General features: G+C 65.4%; 17 protein-coding genes. 5 read left to right on the plus strand and 12 right to left on the minus strand.

What is annotated here, in order from left to right:
- Positions 1-58: 58 nt before the first annotated feature.
- The 3 genes from LXM94_RS15690 to LXM94_RS15700 all read left to right on the plus strand — a co-directional run bounded on the left by LXM94_RS15690 (position 59) and on the right by LXM94_RS15700 (position 1,882).
- The gene (locus tag LXM94_RS15690) at positions 59-844 is read left to right on the plus strand and encodes a heme ABC transporter ATP-binding protein (RefSeq protein ID WP_235772446.1); all 786 of its coding nucleotides are present in this window, start codon (positions 59-61) and stop codon (positions 842-844) included.
- Positions 845-952: 108 nt separating this feature from the next.
- Positions 953-1,339 carry a hypothetical protein gene (locus tag LXM94_RS15695; RefSeq protein ID WP_235772410.1) on the plus strand — a complete coding sequence of 129 codons (387 nt, stop codon included), beginning with the start codon at positions 953-955 and terminating at the stop codon, positions 1,337-1,339.
- 102 nt (positions 1,340-1,441) lie between these two features.
- Positions 1,442-1,882, plus strand: coding sequence for a hypothetical protein (locus LXM94_RS15700; RefSeq protein ID WP_235772411.1), 441 nt, complete (start codon positions 1,442-1,444; stop codon positions 1,880-1,882).
- Positions 1,883-1,914: 32 nt separating this feature from the next.
- Here LXM94_RS15700 and LXM94_RS15705 read toward each other — a convergent pair whose 3' ends face one another.
- From LXM94_RS15705 to LXM94_RS26200, 3 genes are all read right to left on the minus strand, one after another.
- On the minus strand, positions 1,915-3,423 hold the full coding sequence (locus tag LXM94_RS15705) for a sensor histidine kinase (RefSeq protein WP_235772412.1): 1,509 nt from the start codon (positions 3,421-3,423) through the stop codon (positions 1,915-1,917).
- A 126-nt stretch (positions 3,424-3,549) separates the two neighbouring features.
- Positions 3,550-4,104, minus strand: coding sequence for an RNA polymerase sigma factor (locus LXM94_RS15710; protein ID WP_235772413.1), 555 nt, complete (start codon positions 4,102-4,104; stop codon positions 3,550-3,552).
- An 8-nt stretch (positions 4,105-4,112) separates the two neighbouring features.
- On the minus strand, positions 4,113-4,427 hold the full coding sequence (locus tag LXM94_RS26200) for a NepR family anti-sigma factor (RefSeq protein WP_329605617.1): 315 nt from the start codon (positions 4,425-4,427) through the stop codon (positions 4,113-4,115).
- 47 nt (positions 4,428-4,474) lie between these two features.
- Between LXM94_RS26200 and LXM94_RS15715 the strand changes: the two genes are divergently transcribed.
- Complete coding sequence (locus LXM94_RS15715) at positions 4,475-5,266, plus strand: response regulator (protein ID WP_235772414.1); 792 nt, start codon at positions 4,475-4,477, stop codon at positions 5,264-5,266.
- 244 nt (positions 5,267-5,510) lie between these two features.
- Here LXM94_RS15715 and LXM94_RS15720 read toward each other — a convergent pair whose 3' ends face one another.
- From LXM94_RS15720 to LXM94_RS15760, 9 genes are all read right to left on the minus strand, one after another.
- Entirely contained in the window at positions 5,511-7,097 is a 1,587-nt protein-coding gene (locus LXM94_RS15720) for an FGGY-family carbohydrate kinase (RefSeq protein WP_235772415.1), read from the minus strand.
- Entirely contained in the window at positions 7,097-7,789 is a 693-nt protein-coding gene (locus LXM94_RS15725) for an HAD family hydrolase (RefSeq protein ID WP_235772416.1), read from the minus strand. The genes LXM94_RS15720 and LXM94_RS15725 overlap by 1 nt, the downstream gene beginning before the upstream one ends.
- A 54-nt stretch (positions 7,790-7,843) precedes the next feature.
- Positions 7,844-9,328 carry a mannitol dehydrogenase family protein gene (locus tag LXM94_RS15730; protein WP_235772417.1) on the minus strand — a complete coding sequence of 495 codons (1,485 nt, stop codon included), beginning with the start codon at positions 9,326-9,328 and terminating at the stop codon, positions 7,844-7,846.
- A 72-nt stretch (positions 9,329-9,400) separates the two neighbouring features.
- Entirely contained in the window at positions 9,401-10,174 is a 774-nt protein-coding gene (locus LXM94_RS15735; RefSeq protein ID WP_235772418.1) for an L-iditol 2-dehydrogenase, read from the minus strand.
- On the minus strand, positions 10,171-11,172 hold the full coding sequence (locus tag LXM94_RS15740; protein ID WP_235772419.1) for an ABC transporter ATP-binding protein: 1,002 nt from the start codon (positions 11,170-11,172) through the stop codon (positions 10,171-10,173). The genes LXM94_RS15735 and LXM94_RS15740 overlap by 4 nt, the downstream gene beginning before the upstream one ends.
- A 25-nt stretch (positions 11,173-11,197) precedes the next feature.
- Positions 11,198-12,022 carry a carbohydrate ABC transporter permease gene (locus LXM94_RS15745; RefSeq protein WP_235772420.1) on the minus strand — a complete coding sequence of 275 codons (825 nt, stop codon included), beginning with the start codon at positions 12,020-12,022 and terminating at the stop codon, positions 11,198-11,200.
- A gap of 9 nt (positions 12,023-12,031) precedes the next feature.
- Positions 12,032-12,904, minus strand: coding sequence for a carbohydrate ABC transporter permease (locus LXM94_RS15750; protein ID WP_235772421.1), 873 nt, complete (start codon positions 12,902-12,904; stop codon positions 12,032-12,034).
- 196 nt (positions 12,905-13,100) lie between these two features.
- On the minus strand, positions 13,101-14,414 hold the full coding sequence (locus LXM94_RS15755) for an ABC transporter substrate-binding protein (RefSeq protein WP_235772422.1): 1,314 nt from the start codon (positions 14,412-14,414) through the stop codon (positions 13,101-13,103).
- A 180-nt stretch (positions 14,415-14,594) separates the two neighbouring features.
- Positions 14,595-15,548: a sugar-binding transcriptional regulator gene (locus LXM94_RS15760; RefSeq protein WP_235772423.1), complete on the minus strand. Its 954-nt coding sequence runs from the start codon at positions 15,546-15,548 to the stop codon at positions 14,595-14,597.
- 276 nt (positions 15,549-15,824) lie between these two features.
- Between LXM94_RS15760 and LXM94_RS15765 the strand changes: the two genes are divergently transcribed.
- On the plus strand, positions 15,825-17,163 hold a 1,339-nt coding region (locus tag LXM94_RS15765), incomplete at its 3' end, for an NAD(P)-dependent oxidoreductase (RefSeq protein WP_235772424.1).

Raw genomic sequence — 17,163 nt, forward strand, 5'->3', positions numbered from 1 at the left:
TCTTCCTCTGGGTCCTGCTGCGCGGCCGCGCCACGAACGGCTGGTAACGGAAAGCCCCATGATCACCGCCAAGAACCTTTCCGTGCGCCTTGCTGGCAAGCCCATCGTGCACGGTATCTCGCTGGAGGCACCCGCCGGAAAGCTCACGGCGATCGTCGGCCCCAACGGCAGCGGCAAGACGACGACGATGAAGGCGCTTGCCGGGGAACTCGACAGCACCGGCGAGATCACCATCAACGGCCGCGACATCCGGGGCCTCGAACCCTGGCGGCTCGCGACGAAGCGCGCCGTGCTCCCCCAGGCGACGGCGATCGCCTTTCCCTTCACCGTGCGCGAGATCGTGCGGATGGGGCTTTCGACCGGCCCGAACCGCCACGCCGGACGCATCGACGAGGTTACCGCCGCGGCGCTCGAAGCCGTCGACCTCTCGGGTTTCGCCGGCCGCCTCTATCAGGAGCTGTCGGGCGGCGAACAGCAACGGGTGCAGCTCGCCCGCGTGCTCTCCCAGATCTGGGATCCGGTGCTCGACGGCGAGCCGTGCTTCCTGCTGCTCGACGAGCCGGTTTCCAGCCTCGACATCCGCCATCAGCTGACGATCATGCAACTGGCACGCTCCTATTGTGCCGCCGGCGGCGGCGTCATCGCCGTCATGCATGACCTCAACCTGACCGCCATGTTCGCGGACGGCATGGTCATGATGAAGGCGGGACGCGTCGCCCTGGCCGGCCCGCCGTCCGACGTGCTGACAGACGACGCGATGGAGGCGGTTTTCGGTTGCCGCATGCGCGTCAACGGCCTGCCGCCGGATGGTACGCCCTTCGTCCTGCCGCACACTGCGGCCTAGACGCCCCGGAACTTTTCACGGATTCCCGCGTTTGCCCGCCGAAACGAGATTCGGCAATGGGGAGCGGCCTGCGACGCCCTCCCATGACAGTGGCAAAGGAGATTCCGGATGGCAAACGGCCTGTTTTCGGCGCGCAACGGCAAGGGGCGCAGGTTCTTCCGCGAGGAGGAACAGACCCTTGAGGATCAGCTCGCTCAGCTTCGCGACGATGTCGCGTCGCTTGCCAAGCTCGTCGCGCGCGACGCGTCGCACGGCGTCGACGGCGCCCGGCGCAAGATGCGTGGCGCACGCCACCGGGCCGAGGAGGTCAAGGAGCATGCGGAAAGCGATATCCGCGACCTGATCTCGGCCGGCGAAGAGGTCTTGGCCGATTTCCGCAATCGCTACCGCGGCACCGGCCGCGAGGTACGCCGGACCGTGCGGCAGCACCCGGTCGCGGCCCTCGGCGCCATGGCGGCGGCCGGCTTCGTGCTTGCGGCGCTTCTCCGCCGCTGAACGGCGTGATTTCCTCATGAGATGCAGCAGACCAGGGCGGAGCCGGGCATTCTCCGGCTCCGCCGCATGACAAAACACGATCGCGGTAAGGCGGCGGGCCCCATGTTCTCGATCATTGCCGCACTGGCACAAAACCTGTTCTTCCGCGTGGAAGGGCGCTTCGACATGGCGATGACGCGCGTGAAAAGGAACGCGGCCGTCTGCGCCGTCACGGTCGTCTTCCTCGCCTCCGCTTACTGCCTTTCGGTGGTCGCAACCTGCGTGGCGCTCGCCGCGCGTTTCGGCACCGTGCCGGCACTTTTCGGCCTCGCCGGCGGCTTCGTGCTCGCAGCGCTCATCCTCATTGGCGTGATGATCCTTCTCAACCGCAGGGACCGCAGGCGCAGACGCGCCCGGCAGCGGCGCATCGCCAGCCGCAACGACATGCTCGCACTCGCGGCTGCGCTCGCCCGGAACCGGCCGCTTGCGGCGACCGCCGTCGGCGTCGCGCTCGCGCTGCTTCTTCCCGCCAAATCGCGCCGCCGACGGCATCGCGACGATTGAGCACGCTCTCTCCCATCGCCGGCGTTCCAGGACTAGCGCTGATCGAGCGGCAGGCGGATGACGGCCGTCAGGCCCTGCGGCAGAAATTCCACATGCACGCTGCTGCCGAGCACCTTGTCGAGGCTGCGCTCTATGAGGATGGAGCCAAACCCCCTGTGGCGCGGCGGACGCACGGCGGGGCCGCCCGTTTCGTGCCAGGTCATGTGCAGCACCTGCTCGCCGTCTTCTTCCGCCACACGCGCCGTGATGACGACCTTGCCGCGCGGCACGGAGAGTGCACCGAAGCGGCGCGCATTGGTCGTCAGTTCGTGCAGGACGAGACCGAGCCCGATCGCCTGGTCCGGACCGAGCCGTACCTCGTCCTTGTGGATCTCGATCTGGCGGTCGTAGTCCTCCACATAGGGTAGGAGCTGGGCGCGCAAGAGCTCGTTCAGCCGGATGGTGCCCCATTCGTGGTCGCTGAGAAGTCCGTGCCCCTCGGAGATCGCCTGCAGCCGCCCCGCGAAAGCCTCCATGAATTCCGCGGGATTGCTCGTCTGCCTGAGCGTCTGGCGGGCCAGCGACTGCAGCATGGCAAGCGTGTTCTTGACGCGATGATTGAGCTCGCGCAACAGGGTCCGCATCCGCTCCGCCGTCGCCTGGCTTTCGGTCACGTCGAGGTTTATGCCAAGGAAGAAGAGCGGCCGGCCCTGCGCGTCGCGTTCGTGGACACGGCCGCGACCGAGCAGCCACCGCCCGGAAGGCCGCACACGGAACAGCCCGTCATATTCCTTGCCGCTCGAAAGCGCGGCGCGAAGGCGCCCGAGAGTCGCATGCCGGTCCAGCGGATCGATCGCCGCGAACACCCTGCGCGCACTGATCTCTCGACCATCCTCGAGCTCCAGCATGTCGCGGAGCGCGGCGTTGCCGCTCACCTCGCCCGTCCGGATGTTCCACAGCCAGCTTCCGACATTGGCAGCGTCGAGCGCCATGGCATGCCGGCGCTCCTGGCGGGAAACCGCATCGGCGTCGAGCGCGCGCGCACGCGCCTCCTCCTTGAGCCGCATGACGGAGGAGGCAAGCCGGCCGAGGCCGCGCAGCCTTTCGACGAGATCGCAGGCGATCTCCTGTCGCGAGACGGTATCGAAGACGCAGACGGTGCCGACGATCTGGTCACCGCGCAGGATGGGGGCACCGGCGTAGAACCGGAGTTTCGATGGATTGCCCACGCTCGGAAGCGATCGGAATGCCTCTTCCGCCGATGCATCGAGCACGACGAGGACGTCGCGCTGGATCAATAGCCGGCTGCAAAAGGAATCGGCGGAGGGGGCCATCAGCTGGTTCGTTCCGTGCCGCGAAACGAACCACTGGTCTGTCGCGCCCAGGAGGGTCACAAGAGCGATCGGCGCGCCGAAAAGACCGGCCGCCAGGGCGGCGATCTCGTCGAAGTCGGCGTCGGGGGACGACAGCGCGTCGCGCGCCGCCGCGAGCGCCTCCAGCCGCGCGGTATCCCGCAACACGCCCGTGACGATCGGATTGGCGGAAACCCACTCTTCGGTCATGGGAAGTCAATGACCCGCTCGCCGACCGCAGCGGTTGCGATCCGGGACGTCGGGCGTTCCTTTATCTGTCAAGCCCCATGCAGGCCGCCGGTGCCGCCGGCCCGCTTCTCGAAATCGCCCCGTCGGTCACCCAGCGAAGGCACGCGACGTCAGCGGCGCCGAGACGGCATCCGGGCCGTAGTCGCTCTCGCCGCGGACATCCAGCAGTTCCTGCAACTTCTGCCGCGCGCGATTGACGCGGCTCTTGATCGTGCCGAGCGCGCAGCCGCAAATCTCCGCCGCTTCCTCGTAGGAGAAGCCGGATGCGCCAACCAGGATGATCGCCTCGCGCTGCTCGTCCGGCAGTTTCTCCAGCGCCTTGCGGAAATCCTGCATGTCGAGCGAGCCGTATTGCGACGGATGCTGAGCGAGATTCTCGGTGAAGACGCCGTCGCTGTCCTGTACCTCGCGGCCGCGCTTGCGAAGCTTGCTGTAGAGTTCGTTGCGCAGGATGGTAAAGAGCCACGCCTTCATGTTGGTGCCCATCTCGAACTGTTCCTGCTTCGCCCAGGCCTTCATGATGGTGTCCTGGACGAGGTCATCCGCCTGGTCGTGGCGGCCGACGAGCGAGATCGCGAAGGCACGCAGGCTCGGCAGGATGGACAGCAGTTCGCATTTGAAATTCGTCGTAACCGGTTCCATGTCCGCCTTTACTCGCCTATACGCGCGCTGCTGCTCCTGCTCGCCTGCTCGACAGCATCCAACTGCTCGAGAAGTTCGAGAAACCGCTGGGGAACGGTCTGTTCCTCCACCGATAGATAAAAGCTGCGAAGCCTCTCTGCAATCTGGGTATTGGAACCCATCGCCGCCCTTTTGCCCCTTTTGCCGCCTGTTCTATCTTCCATACCGCTCACAATCTTAGCTTCCTGACTTCCAATCGGTGAATACCCCCCGGTGAAGTATGCGAGGCAACGTCGCGTGCGGAAAAAGGTTCCGATGCGGGAACCAAAAATCCTTTCGCGCATTCCCGGCTTTAGTGAAATTCCAGTCCTATGACGTTCAGGGGGGTCACATGCCGATTTCCGACCGCATCGCACCGCACCTGCCGGCCATGCGCCGTTACGCCCGCGCCCTCACCGGCGCCCAGTCCTCCGGCGACACCTATGTCGCCGCGACGCTCGAAGCCATCCTGACGGATCCGGCCGTCTTTCTCCAGGCGGAGGACGACCGGGCCGGCCTGTTCCGCCTCCTGACACGGATCATAACATCGCTGCCGATCTCGATGAGCGGGCCGGCGCAGGTTGTGCCCGGGCTGGAAGCACCTTACGATCTCTCTGCCGTACCGCCGCGGGCGCGCCAGGCACTGCTGCTCGTCACCGTCGAAGGTTTTCTCCCGAAACAGGCGGCGACCATCCTGGAGACCGCCATGGAGGAGGTATCCGAACTGCTGGACACCGCCTTCGCAGAGATCGCCGCCCAGGCCGAGACCGGAATCATGATCATCGAGGACGAGCCGCTGATCGCTCTCGATCTTGCCCATATGGTCAACAGCATGGGTCATCGCGTGACCGGCATCGCCCGCACCCAGCAGGAGGCCGAGCGGCTCTGGGCCGATAGCCGGCCCGGCCTCATCCTCGCCGACGTGAAACTCGCGGACGGCAGTTCCGGCATCGACGCGGTCAACACGATCCTGTCGCGCGCCGACCTTCCGGTGATCTTCATCACCGCCTATCCCGAACGCCTGCTGACCGGCGAACGTCCGGAACCGGCCTTTCTGGTCAGCAAGCCGTTCAATCCGGAGGTGATCAAGGTGCTGATCAACCAGGCGCTGCTCTTCACGCCGCCATCCCGCGCAGCCGCCTGACGTCATACGCTCCCCCCACGCCCGGCCGGGCGCTCTTGTCGGCCGCCGCGCGCAAAAAAACAGCCAGCGCGAGACGCACTGGCTGTTTGAGGGTCCACGGACCGGAGGGGGACACGGTTGCGTGGCTCGGACGCTGGCCAGAGGGCCTCGCATTGGGGAATGCGCGTACCAGCGTCGAGACTGACAACGGCGAAGGCCTGGATTGGTTCCCGACGGATCGAAATTTTTTGCGGCAAGCCGCCGCTCAGAGAATGGCGTCCAGTTCGGCGCGATGACGGTAGAGCGCGAGAAACCGCCGGTAGTCCCGGTCATAGGACGGCTTGCGGTCGGCGTCCGGCAGGAATTCGTCTCCGCCGGGATACATTCCGGAACCCGCGCTTGCGAGGTCGTCGTAGATCCCGCCTGCGACGGCGGCGACCATCGCCGTGCCGAGCAGGACCGCATCGTTGGTCTTCGGCACCACGACGCGGCACCCCGTCACGTCGCGGTAGAGTTCCATCAGGAGCGGGTTCTTCACATGCCCGCCCGTTACATGCAGCGTGTCGAGGGCGTAGCCGCATTCGCCCAGCTTGTCGAGGATGTGGCGAATGCCGAGCGCGATTGCGACGCAGGTGCGCCAATAGAGCCGGCAGAGTCCATCGAAGGACGGATCGAGCGAAAGTCCGCTGATGACACCGAGCGCATGGGGATCGGCGAGCGGCGAACGGTTGCCGTGGAAGTCCGGCAGGACATGCATCCTCTCCGCAAAGGCCGCTCCCTCCTCCGCCTGCAACTCGCGGATGCGCGAAGCGATGCGCATGTGGGTGGCAGAAACCGGCTCTCCGCCGGCGCTGTGCGTGCGCACCAGATGATCGAGCAGCGCTCCTGTCGCCGACTGGCCGCCTTCGACCAGCCACCAGCCCGGCAGGACAGCCTCGTAGTAGGGGCCCCACATGCCGAAGCCGAATTTCTTCTCGCGGGAAAAGGCGACGATGCAGCTCGACGTGCCGCCGATGAGCGCGAGCTGTCGCTCCATCGCCTCCGGATCCGACGCAAAGGCGCCGACGACACCGAGCGTGCCGGCATAGGCGTCGATGAGACCGGTGCCGACGAGGCACTCCGTATCGAGGCCGAGCGCCGCCGCCGCCGCGGGCGTCAGCCGTCCGACGGCCGCGCCGACCGGCAGCGTTTCGTCCGGCAGCGCGCCGCGCTCCTGCAGATCCTCGAGGCCGATGAGCTTGAGGAAGTCGGCGCGCCAGCCCTGTGTCTCGTGGGCGAGATAGTTCCACTTCGCCGTGATGGTGCAGCGGGAGCGGCTGAGCGAGCCAGTCGCCTTCCACGTCATGAAGTCGGCAAGATCGAAGAAATAGCCGGCCTTCTGCCATTGCTCCGGGCAGCGGCGCTTCAGCCACATCAGCTTCGGCATCTCCATTTCCGGCGACATCACCTTGCCGGAGTGGTCGAGCACGGGATGACCCGAACGGGTGCAGAAATCTGCCTCGGCCAGCGCCCGATGGTCGAGCCAGACGACCGTGTCCCACCGCGTCTCGCCGCCGGCGCCGGAGACGGCAAGCGGCGCGCCGTCGCGATCGCGCACGACGAGCGAGCAGGTCGCGTCGAAGCCGAGCGCCGCGACTCGGCTGCGATCCTCGCCGGCCTCGGCAAGCGCCGCGCGGACACAATGGCAGACCGCGCGCCAGATATCCTCCGAATCGTGCTCGGCGTGGTTTTCGCGGGAACGGCGCATGGCGATCGGGTGATCGGCGCGCGCCAGCAGCGTGCCCCTACGGTCAAACACGCCGGCGCGCGCGCTGCCGGTCCCGATGTCCACCGCCACGATCAGGTCGCGCATCAAAGAGGTTTCCCGTCGCCTTTTTCTTTGGCGACAAACTGTAACAAATCCCGCATGTCGTCAAACAGGAGATCGGGGTCGAGGCTGGCCAGCGCGTCGCGGTGGCGTGCACCGCGCGCGTGCGAACCGCCGGCGAAGGCAAGCACCCGCATGCCCGCCGCCTTGGCGGCCTGGATTCCCGCCGGGCTGTCCTCCACGACGACGCAGTGCTCCGCCGCCACCCCCATGCAGGCGCTTGCATGCAGGAAGAGGTCGGGTGCCGGCTTGCCGTGCGCGACCATGCTGGCACTGAAGATGTTGGGTTCGAAACAGTCGATAAGGCCGGTGACGGACAGCGACAGCCGAATGCGCTCGGGCTGGCTGGACGAGGCGACGCAGTGCGGAACAGCGAGCCGGTCGATCACGTCGCGGATGCCCTCGATCGGCCTGAGGTCTGTCCTGAACCGCGCGTAGAGACGCTTGCGCATCTCCTCGAGGAAACGGTCGTCGATGGCGAGACCGTAGTCCTCGTGCAGGATCTCCGACATGGTCTTGAGGCTCTTGCCAAGGAAGCGCTCGTGGGCCTCGTCCTCGCTCATTGTCACCCCGGCGGCCTGCAGCGCCGCGACGAGCACCGCGATCGAGATCGGCTCGCTGTCGACGAGCACGCCGTCACAGTCGAAAATCACAAGTTCCGTCGCCGTGGCGGCCATCAATCCGGTCCCGCATTGCGTTCGAGCCGCGCACAGCCATCCCGCTCGCCGGCCTCAGCCGGCAAGCCCGTCAGCCAGATAGAGCTGGAGCGTTGCGCGCGTCCCCTTTTCCCAAAGTGTCCTCAGCGCCCTGTCGAATCGTCGCCGGAACAGCTCGGAGGCCGCAACCTCGCCGAAAATGTCCGACAGCGCAAGGAATGCCCCCGGATCGTGCTTCGCCATCAGGGCGGCATCCTGCAGCCGATCGGCGCTCGCATCGTTGAACATGATCGGCTTGCCACTGTCCGACGTACCGGCGAAATAGCGGCACCAGAGTGCCGAGACGAGCGACAGCCCGACGACGTCCTCGCCGCGGCGAAGCCGGTCGGCCGTCGACGGCAGGATGAATTTCGGCTGACGGTTCGATCCGTCCTGCGCGAGGCGCGGGATCGTGTCTGCGATCTTCGGGTTCGAGAAGCGCCGCTCGATGAGCTGAAAATAGTCGTCGAGGCTCGTGTCCGGCACCGGCGGGATCACCGGAATGATCTCCTCGCGCTCGAGCTTGGCGAGGAAGGCGCGGATGTCCGGATCCGCCATTGCCTCATGGACGAAGTGGATGTCGATCAGCGCCGCCGGATAGGCGATCGCCGCGTGCCCGCCGTTGAGGATGCGGATCTTCATGTGCTCGTAGGGTGCGACGTCGGGCACGAACTGGACGCCGACCTCTTCCAGCGCCGGGCGCCCCTCGGGGAAGCGGTCTTCCAGGACCCACTGCTTGAACTCCTCGCAGAAGACCGGCCAGGCGTCGTCGATGTGGTAGTCGGAGGCAACGATACCGATCTCCCTCGCGCCGGTCGCCGGCGTGATACGATCGACCATGCCGTTCGGAAAGGCGACATTGGCGTCGATCCAGTCGGCAAGCATCGGATCTGACAGGCGCGCAAGGCCGCAAACGGCCGCGTGCGTCACCTCCCCGTTGCCGGGAATGTTGTCGCAGGACATTACCGTGAAGGGGGCGAGCCCCTTTGCCTTGCGCGCCCTGAGGCCCGCGATGATGAGGCCGAAGACGGTCTTCGGCGTGTCCGGATGTTCCGCATCGGCGACCATGGCGGGATGCGAGGGATTGAACACGCCGGATGCCGGATCGATGAAATAGCCGCCTTCGGTGATCGTCAGCGAGACGATCCGGATCGCGGGATCGGCAAGCTGCGCCACCGTTGCCGCGTGATCGCCCGGCCTGAGATAGCCGATCATCGCGCCGGTGACATGAGCGCCAGTGCGGCTGTTGTCCTGCTCGACGACCGTCGTCAGGAAGTCCTGGGCCTCGAGCTTGGCGCGCATCGCCTCGTCCGACGGCAGGACGCCCGCGCCGATGATCGCCCAGTCATGGGCCTTTCCAAGATTGAAGAGGTCGTCGAGATAGACGGCCTGATGCGCACGATGGAAGTTGCCGACCCCGAAATGCACGATCCCCGGCGTCAGCGCCGAACGACCGTAGGACGGCACGCCGGCGGTCTTTGCGATCTCCCCGAGATTCGCGAGCGACAGTTTCGTGGTCATCGTCAGTTCCTTCCGGATGGAGACGGAACGTCGTCTCCGGTCATTGCTTTGCGGGTCCGCGTGCCGCGGGCCTCAACTCATCCAGTTGCCGCCATCGACATTGTAGGTCTGGGCGACCACGTAGGTGCTCTCGGCGGACGCGAGGAAGATCGCCATGCCGACGAGATCCTCGGCCGTGCCCATGCGGCCGAAGGGAACCTCCGCGCCGACCAGCCGCTTCTTCTCGCCGAGCGGACGGTTCTCGTATTTGGCGAACATCGCGTCGACGCCGTCCCAGTGCTCGCCGTCCACCACGCCGGGCGCGATGGCGTTGACGTTGATGCCGTGCCTGATCAGGTTCAGCCCCGCCGACTGGGTCAGGCTGATGACGGCCGCCTTCGTGGCGCAGTAGACGGCGACCAGCGCCTCGCCGCGACGGCCTGCCTGGCTCGCCATGTTGATGATCTTGCCGCCCCTGCCCCGCGCGATCATCTGCCTGGCCACCGCCTGCAGGGTGAAGAGCGTGCCGGAAACGTTGATCGAAAACAGCCTGTCGTAGCTTTCGCGCGTGATCTCGACGATCGGCGCGAGGTCGAAAAGCGCGGCATTGTTGACGAGGATGTCGATGCCGCCGGCTTCCTTCACACAGGCGGCAACCGCTGCATCGATCGAGGGCTGGCTCGTGACGTCCATCTCCACCGCATAGGCGCCGGCACCGATCTCGGCGGCCGTGCGCTGGGCGCGTTCGATGTTGATGTCGGCGATCGCGACGCGGGCGCCTTCGCGGATATAGGCTTCGGCGAAGGCACGCCCGATGCCGCGCGCCGATCCCGTGATCAGCGCGCTCTTGCCATCCAGCCTCTTCATCGCAAAGCCGTTCCCTTCTGGTCGAACCTGTGGATGCGAGCGTCCTCGGGGGTCAGGAAGACCTGGTCGCCGTGCGAGACCGGGACGTCGCCGGAGGTCCGGACGGTCACCATGCCGATGCCGTCGACATGGACATGCAGGAAGGTGTCGGAGCCGAGATGCTCGGCGACGCCGACGGTCCCCTTCCAGGCGCCGGCATCCTTGGACATCCGGAGATGTTCCGGGCGGATGCCGACCGTGTGGGCGCCATAGGGTTCGGCGACGGCTCCTGTCGCGAAGTTCATACGCGGCGAACCGATGAAGCCGGCGACGAAGAGGTTGTCGGGCTTGTTGTAGAGGTCGAGCGGCGAACCGACCTGCTCGATATTGCCGGCGTTGAGTACGACGATCTTGTCGGCCATCGTCATGGCTTCGACCTGATCGTGCGTCACGTAGACCATCGTCGTCTTCAACTGGTGATGCAACTCGCTGATCTCGAGGCGCATCGTGCCGCGCAATGCCGCGTCGAGGTTCGACAGCGGCTCGTCGAAGAGAAAGGCCGACGGCTCGCGCACGATCGCCCGGCCGATGGCCACGCGCTGGCGCTGGCCGCCTGAGAGCTGGCCCGGCCGCCGTTCCAGGTAGCTGGTAAGGTTCAAGACCCGTGCGGCCTCCGTCACCTTCTTGTCGATCAGTTCCTTGTCGGCCTTCGCCATCTTGAGCGGGAAGGCGATGTTGTTGCGTACCGTCATATGCGGATAGAGCGCGTAGGACTGGAACACCATGGCGAGGCCGCGTTTTGCGGGCGCCGCGCCGGTCACGTCGCGGCCGTCGATCTCGATCGTACCGCTCGTCGTGTCCTCCAACCCGGCGATGAGGCGCAGAAGCGTGGACTTGCCGCAGCCCGACGGGCCGACGAAGACGACGAACTCGCCATCCTCGATGGTCAGGTCGATGCCCGGGATGACCTGTGTCGCGCCGAAGCTCTTGTTGACTTTTTTCAGGATGATCTTGCCCATGGGTCCCTCCCCGGTCTTTCGTTTGTTACTTCACGGCGCCGAAGGTGAGGCCGCGGACAAGCTGCTTCTGCGAGAACCATCCCATGATGAGGATCGGCGCGATGGCGAGCGTCGAGGCGGCCGAGAGCTTCGCCCAGAACAGGCCCTGCGGGCTGGAGAACGAGGCGATGAAGGCGGTCAGCGGCGCCGCGTTCGTCGTCGTCAGGCGGATCGTCCAGAACGCTTCGTTCCATGCGAGGATGATGTTGAGCAGCATGGTCGACGCGATGCCCGGCACCGCCATCGGCGTCAGCACGTAGACGATCTCGTCGAACAGCGAGGCGCCGTCCATGCGCGCCGCCTCCAGGATTTCACCCGGAATTTCGCGGAAATAGGTGTAGAGCATCCAGACGACGATCGGCAGGTTGATCAGGGTCAGCATCACCGTCAGGCCGAAACGGGTGTCGAGAAGCCCGGTGTCGCGGAAGATGAGGTAGATCGGCACCAGCACGGCGACGGCCGGCATCATCTTGGTCGACAGCATCCACATCAGGATGTCCTTCGTACGCTTCGTCGGCGAGAAGGCCATCGACCAGGCCGCGGGGACGGCGATGAGCAGCGCCAGCAGCGTCGAGCCGACCGCCAGCACCACCGAGTTCATGAAGGGCTTGAAATAGTCGCGCTGCGTCTGCACCGTCACGTAGTTCTCGAAGGTGAAGGACGGCACGAGGTTGAAGCCCTGGATCGCCTCCGACTCGCTCTTCACACTGGTGATGAGCGTATAGAGGATCGGGAAGAAGATGATCAGCGCAACGATCCAGGCTGCGATCGTTGCAACGGCCATCCGGCGGGTCGAGACTGCACGGGCCATGGTCCCCTCCTACTTGTCCAGGTTCTTGCCGACGGCGCGCATCAGGAAGATCGCGACGATATTGGCCAGGATGACGGCGATGATGCCCCCCGCCGAAGCGCCGCCGACGTCATAGCCGAGAAGCGCCGTGCGGTAGATCAGGAAGGCGAGGTTGGTGGATGCGTAGCCGGGCCCGCCATTGGTCGTGACCAGGATCTCCGCATAGACGCCGAGCAGGAAGATCGTCTCGATCAGAATGACGACGGTGATGGCGCGCGCCAGGTGCGGCAGCGTGAGATAGATGAAGCGGTTGAGGAAGTTAGCGCCGTCCATCTCGGCCGCCTCCTTCTGCTCGCCGTCGAGCGACTGCAGGGCGGTGAGCAGGATCAGCGTCGCAAACGGCAGCCATTGCCAGGAGACGATGATGACGATCGCGAGGAGCGGATACTGCGCGAACCAGTCGACGGGCTGGAAGCCGAGGGCGCGGTTGATGTCGGCGAGCACCCCGTAGCCCGGATGCATGATCATGTTCTTCCAGACAAGGGCCGCCACCGGCGGCATGACGAAGAACGGCGAGATGATCATGATGCGCACGATCCCCTGCCCCCACATCGGCTGGTCAAGCAGCAGCGCGATCGCGACACCGCCGAGGACGGTGATGATCAGCGTGCCGCCGACGATGACGAGCGTGTTCCAGATCGACTGGAAGAAGGCCGGGTCGGTGTAGAAGAAGCGGTAGTTGAACAGCCCCGTCCAGCTCACGTTCCCCGGATTGAGCAGGTTGTAGTTCTGGAACGAGAACCACAGCGTCATCGCCAGCGGCACGATCATCCAGATGAAAAGAAGCCCAACCGATGGCGCCATCATCAGACGCGCCAAACCACGGGTGTTCGCAGTCGCCATAACTCTATCCTCCCGATGTACCGGCCATTCTGCGGGCCGGCTCCAGCGTCGTCCGGCAGCACATCATGCAGCCGAAGGCCTCGCAAGCATGCCGAAAAGGCCGCCGGTTGATGCCGGTCGGCACCAACCGGCGGCAAGGTTCCTGTTTGGCTGCCCGGACCACGTCCGGGCAGCCCTTCCTTGGGGAGGAACCGTCTTACTTGATGTAGCCGGCGCGCATCATTTCGCGCTCGCTCACCTGCTGCGCCTGGGCGAGCGCGTCATCGACCGACATCTGGCCGGCGAGCGCGGCCGAGAAGAGCTGGCCGACCGTCGTGCCGAGACCCTGGAACTCCGGGATCGCCACGAACTGCACGCCGACATAAGGAACCGGCTTGACCGTCGGGTTCTTCGGGTCCGCGGCATTGATCGAGTCGATCGTCATCTTGGAGAAGGGTGCCGCCGCCTGGTAGTCGGCATTCTCGTAGAGCGAGGTGCGCGTGCCCGGAGGCACGTTTGCCCAGCCTTCTTTCTCGGCGACGAGCTTGGTGTACTCCTTGCTGGTCGCCCATGCGATGAACTTCTCCGCGGCTTCCGTCTTCTGCGAGCCTGCCGGGATCGCGAGGTTCCAGGCCCAGAGCCAGTTGCCCCGCTTGCCGAGACCCGTGTCGGGAGCGAGCGCATAACCGACCTTGTCGGCAACCGTCGATTCGGTCGGATTGGACACGAAGGATGCGGCAACCGTCGCGTCGATCCACATGCCGCACTTGCCCTGTTGGAAGAGCGCCAGGTTCTCGTTGAAGCCGTTCGAGGACGCGCCCTGCGGGCCGGCGTCGTTCATCAGCTTGACGTAGAAGTCGAGCGTGCTCTTCCATTCCGGCTGGTCGAACTGCGGCTTCCAGTTCTCGTCGAACCAGCGCGCCCCGAAGGCGTTCGAGGTGGCCGTCAGGAAGGCCATGTTCTCGCCCCAGCCGGCCTTGCCGCGCAGGCAGATGCCGTTGATGTCGGCCGAACGGTCGGTCATCTTGCGGGCGGCGTCGGCGACGAATTCCCAGGTCGGAGCGTCGGGCATGGTCAGCCCTGCCTTCTCCATCAGATCCTTGCGGTACATGATGAAGGAGGATTCGCCGTAGAACGGTGCCGCATAGAGCTTGCCGTCCTCGCCGGTCAGGCCCGAGCGGATGGCCGGCAGCAGGTCGTCGACGTCATAGTCCCCGCCGAGATTGTCGAGCGCGACCAGCCAGCCCTGCTTTGCCCAGATCGGAACCTCATAGGTACCGATCGTCATGATGTCGTACTGGCCGCCCTTGGTCGCGATGTCGGTCGTGACGCGTTCGCGCAGCACGTTTTCCTCGAGCGTCACCCACTCGAGCTGAATGTCCGGGTTCTTTGTGGTGAAATCGTCGGTCAGGCCCTGCATGCGGATCATGTCGCCGTTGTTGACGGTGGCGATCGTGAGGGTTTCCGCATACGCGGACGACAACAGGACGACGGCCGAGCAGGTGCCCAGCAGAAGGGTCTTCAAATTCATCATCTTCCTCCCAGAAGGGTTGTGAGCATTTGCTTCGCTCATGGGCAATTACTCACTCAATCGCGTGCAAAGTCAATGCGGATTCGATGCTGCACTGCCGAAGGCAAGCATCATCCATCTGTTTTCATTAGGACAATTGTAAAAAACGGCGGCGCGAAGGACAGGCGCCCCGGTCTGGGGTCACTCCGCCAGGAGATATTGCGCGGTCGCCTCGTCGGTAATGAGGCCATTGATCATGTGGCCGCGGAGGGCGGCGAGAATCGCCGGATATTTGCGCCTGCCCTTGGCGATGCCGATCACCGCCGTCGTCTCGCGGGGCGGAAGCGGAACAGACGCGACACGCTCGTTGATGCTGCCGGAGAGCAGGCGTCCGTCGCGGTCGAACATCCAGCCGCAAATCTCGCCCGCGGCCCCCTCGTCCATCAGCCGCGCCATCTCCGCGGCGTCGAGGAAGCCGTCGAGGCAGAGCGGCGCATCCGTGCCGAGTTCGCCGACGCCGACGAAGGCGACATCCGCCTCGCGCCCCAGTTGCAGCGTCGACTGAACGAGGCTCTGCTTGTGCAGGAGATCGCGCTCCTCGCTCGACGACACCAGCACCGGCAGCGGCATGGGAAAGTGCCGCGCCTTCACGGCATCCGCCATGGAGAAGATGACGTTGTAGTAGGCGGCAGAACCGTCCGGGCCGATATTGCCGGTCAGCGACATGATGCGATGCTGCGGACATTCCATGGCGGGCAACTGGTCGATCGCCGCCTTCAGCGTGCGCCCGGTTCCGACGGCCAGCACGATCGGATCGGTCTTCTTCAGCCAACGTTCGATCTCGGCGGCCCCCGCCTCCGCGATGCCGATCGTCGTCGACGTCGACCCGGGGTCGCTCGGCACGACGTCGACATGGGTTAGCGAAAACTTGTCCTTGAGCCGTTCACCGAGTTCCAGGCACTCGGCAATCGGATGGTCGAGACGAACCTTGATCAGCCGTTCGGCGACGGCGAGCGAAACCAGGCGTTGTGCGGACTGCCGCGAAATGCCCATGGCGGCGGCGACCTCGTCCTGGGTGCGGCCCGCGACATAATAGAGCCAACCGGCGCGTGCCGCGTCGTCCAGCCTGCCCACCGTATCCGACCGTCTTGCCATTCCGCCACCCTTGTTCCGCGACTGAATGTGCTGCCATCAATCCGGCCCCGCTGTCAAACGGCATGTCGGCAGAGAGGGACGACCGGCCGCCGGCGCATGCCCTCGCGACCGGCGGCCCACCCTTTAAACAGAACTAAAACGCTCATGTTTTCGGGGTGTTTTTTCCGCTCGAAGCCCTGATCTACCGGAGTTTCAAATTGAAAATTTACCGTTTGATAAAAAAATAAACCTGGGTTACCGTTCTGTCATCCAAAGCTCGACATTTGGGAGATAACAATGGGAACGACTGCAACTGGGATCCATCCGGGTCGACTATCGCCAGCGGAATACGAGGCCAATTTCTCCGACCTTCATCCGCGGCTCGATGACCATGAGGCGCTGGTCGCCGCCGATCGCTGCTACTTCTGTCACGACGCGCCCTGCATGACGGCCTGTCCGACCTCCATCGACATACCCCTGTTCATCCGCCAGATCGCGACGGGCAATCCGATCGGCTCGGCGAAGACCATCTTCGACCAGAATATCCTGGGCGGCATGTGCGCCCGCGTCTGTCCGACCGAGACGCTCTGCGAACAGGTCTGCGTGCGCAACACGGCCGAGCACCGTCCCGTCGAGATCGGCCGCCTGCAGCGCTATGCGACCGACGTGGCGATACGCGAGAACAGGCAGTTCTACGGGCGCGCCGAACGGACCGGCAAGGTGGTCGCCGTCGTCGGGGCGGGGCCGGCGGGCCTTGCCTGCGCCCACCGTCTCGCCGTCAAGGGCCATGACGTGATCGTCTTCGACGCGCGCGAAAAGCCGGGCGGCCTCAACGAGTACGGCATCGCCACTTACAAGGCCGTCGACGACTTCGCACAGCAGGAAGTCGATTATGTGCTCGGCGTCGGCGGCATCGACGTGAAGACCGGTCTTTCGCTTGGCCGCGACTTCACGCTCGCCGACCTGACCCAGAATTTCGACGCCGTCTTCCTCGGCATGGGGCTTGCCGGGGTCAACGCGTTGCGGACCGAGGGCGAGACGCTGCCCGGCGTGCAGGACGCCGTCGACTTCATCGCGGAGCTGCGCCAGGCGACGGACAAGGCGGCGGTGCCGGTTGGCCGGCGCGTCGTCGTCATCGGCGGCGGCATGACGGCGATCGACGCCGCCGTGCAGGCAAAACTGCTCGGCGCGGAGGAGGTGACGATCTGCTACCGCCGCGGCAAGGAGCACATGAACGCGTCCGAATTCGAGCAGGATCTCGCCACCTCCAAGGGCGTGATGATCCGTCACTGGCTGCAGCCGAAGCGCGTCGTCGCCCGCGACGGGCACGTCGCCGGCATCGAGGTCGAGTATACCGAGATGCGTGACGGCAAACTCGCCGGCACCGGCGAAACCGGCATTCTGGCCGCCGACCAGATCTTCAAGGCGATCGGGCAGTCCTTCGAAGCCTCGGGCCTCGGCGCGCTCGTGCTCGAAGCCGGCCGCATCGCCGTCGATCCGGAAGGCCGTACCTCGATCGAGGGGGTCTGGGCCGGCGGCGACTGCGTCAAGGCCGGCGAGGACCTGACGGTCACCTCGGTGGCGCAGGGCCGCGACGCGGCCGAATCGATCAACCGGGCGCTCGCCGCCGGCCGGC

The organism is Rhizobium alarense (assembly GCF_021555155.1).
Lineage (GTDB): Bacteria > Pseudomonadota > Alphaproteobacteria > Rhizobiales > Rhizobiaceae > Rhizobium_D > Rhizobium_D alarense.

Coding starts and splice junctions, on each gene's coding strand:
- LXM94_RS15690 (WP_235772446.1), top strand. CDS start 59: ATGATCACCGCCAAGAACCTTTCCGTGCGCCTTGCTGGCAAGCCCATC.
- LXM94_RS15695 (WP_235772410.1), top strand. CDS start 953: ATGGCAAACGGCCTGTTTTCGGCGCGCAACGGCAAGGGGCGCAGGTTC.
- LXM94_RS15700 (WP_235772411.1), top strand. CDS start 1,442: ATGTTCTCGATCATTGCCGCACTGGCACAAAACCTGTTCTTCCGCGTG.
- LXM94_RS15705 (WP_235772412.1), bottom strand. CDS start 3,423: ATGACCGAAGAGTGGGTTTCCGCCAATCCGATCGTCACGGGCGTGTTG.
- LXM94_RS15710 (WP_235772413.1), bottom strand. CDS start 4,104: ATGGAACCGGTTACGACGAATTTCAAATGCGAACTGCTGTCCATCCTG.
- LXM94_RS26200 (WP_329605617.1), bottom strand. CDS start 4,427: ATGCGCGAAAGGATTTTTGGTTCCCGCATCGGAACCTTTTTCCGCACG.
- LXM94_RS15715 (WP_235772414.1), top strand. CDS start 4,475: ATGCCGATTTCCGACCGCATCGCACCGCACCTGCCGGCCATGCGCCGT.
- LXM94_RS15720 (WP_235772415.1), bottom strand. CDS start 7,097: ATGCGCGACCTGATCGTGGCGGTGGACATCGGGACCGGCAGCGCGCGC.
- LXM94_RS15725 (WP_235772416.1), bottom strand. CDS start 7,789: ATGGCCGCCACGGCGACGGAACTTGTGATTTTCGACTGTGACGGCGTG.
- LXM94_RS15730 (WP_235772417.1), bottom strand. CDS start 9,328: ATGACCACGAAACTGTCGCTCGCGAATCTCGGGGAGATCGCAAAGACC.
- LXM94_RS15735 (WP_235772418.1), bottom strand. CDS start 10,174: ATGAAGAGGCTGGATGGCAAGAGCGCGCTGATCACGGGATCGGCGCGC.
- LXM94_RS15740 (WP_235772419.1), bottom strand. CDS start 11,172: ATGGGCAAGATCATCCTGAAAAAAGTCAACAAGAGCTTCGGCGCGACA.
- LXM94_RS15745 (WP_235772420.1), bottom strand. CDS start 12,022: ATGGCCCGTGCAGTCTCGACCCGCCGGATGGCCGTTGCAACGATCGCA.
- LXM94_RS15750 (WP_235772421.1), bottom strand. CDS start 12,904: ATGGCGACTGCGAACACCCGTGGTTTGGCGCGTCTGATGATGGCGCCA.
- LXM94_RS15755 (WP_235772422.1), bottom strand. CDS start 14,414: ATGAATTTGAAGACCCTTCTGCTGGGCACCTGCTCGGCCGTCGTCCTG.
- LXM94_RS15760 (WP_235772423.1), bottom strand. CDS start 15,548: ATGGCAAGACGGTCGGATACGGTGGGCAGGCTGGACGACGCGGCACGC.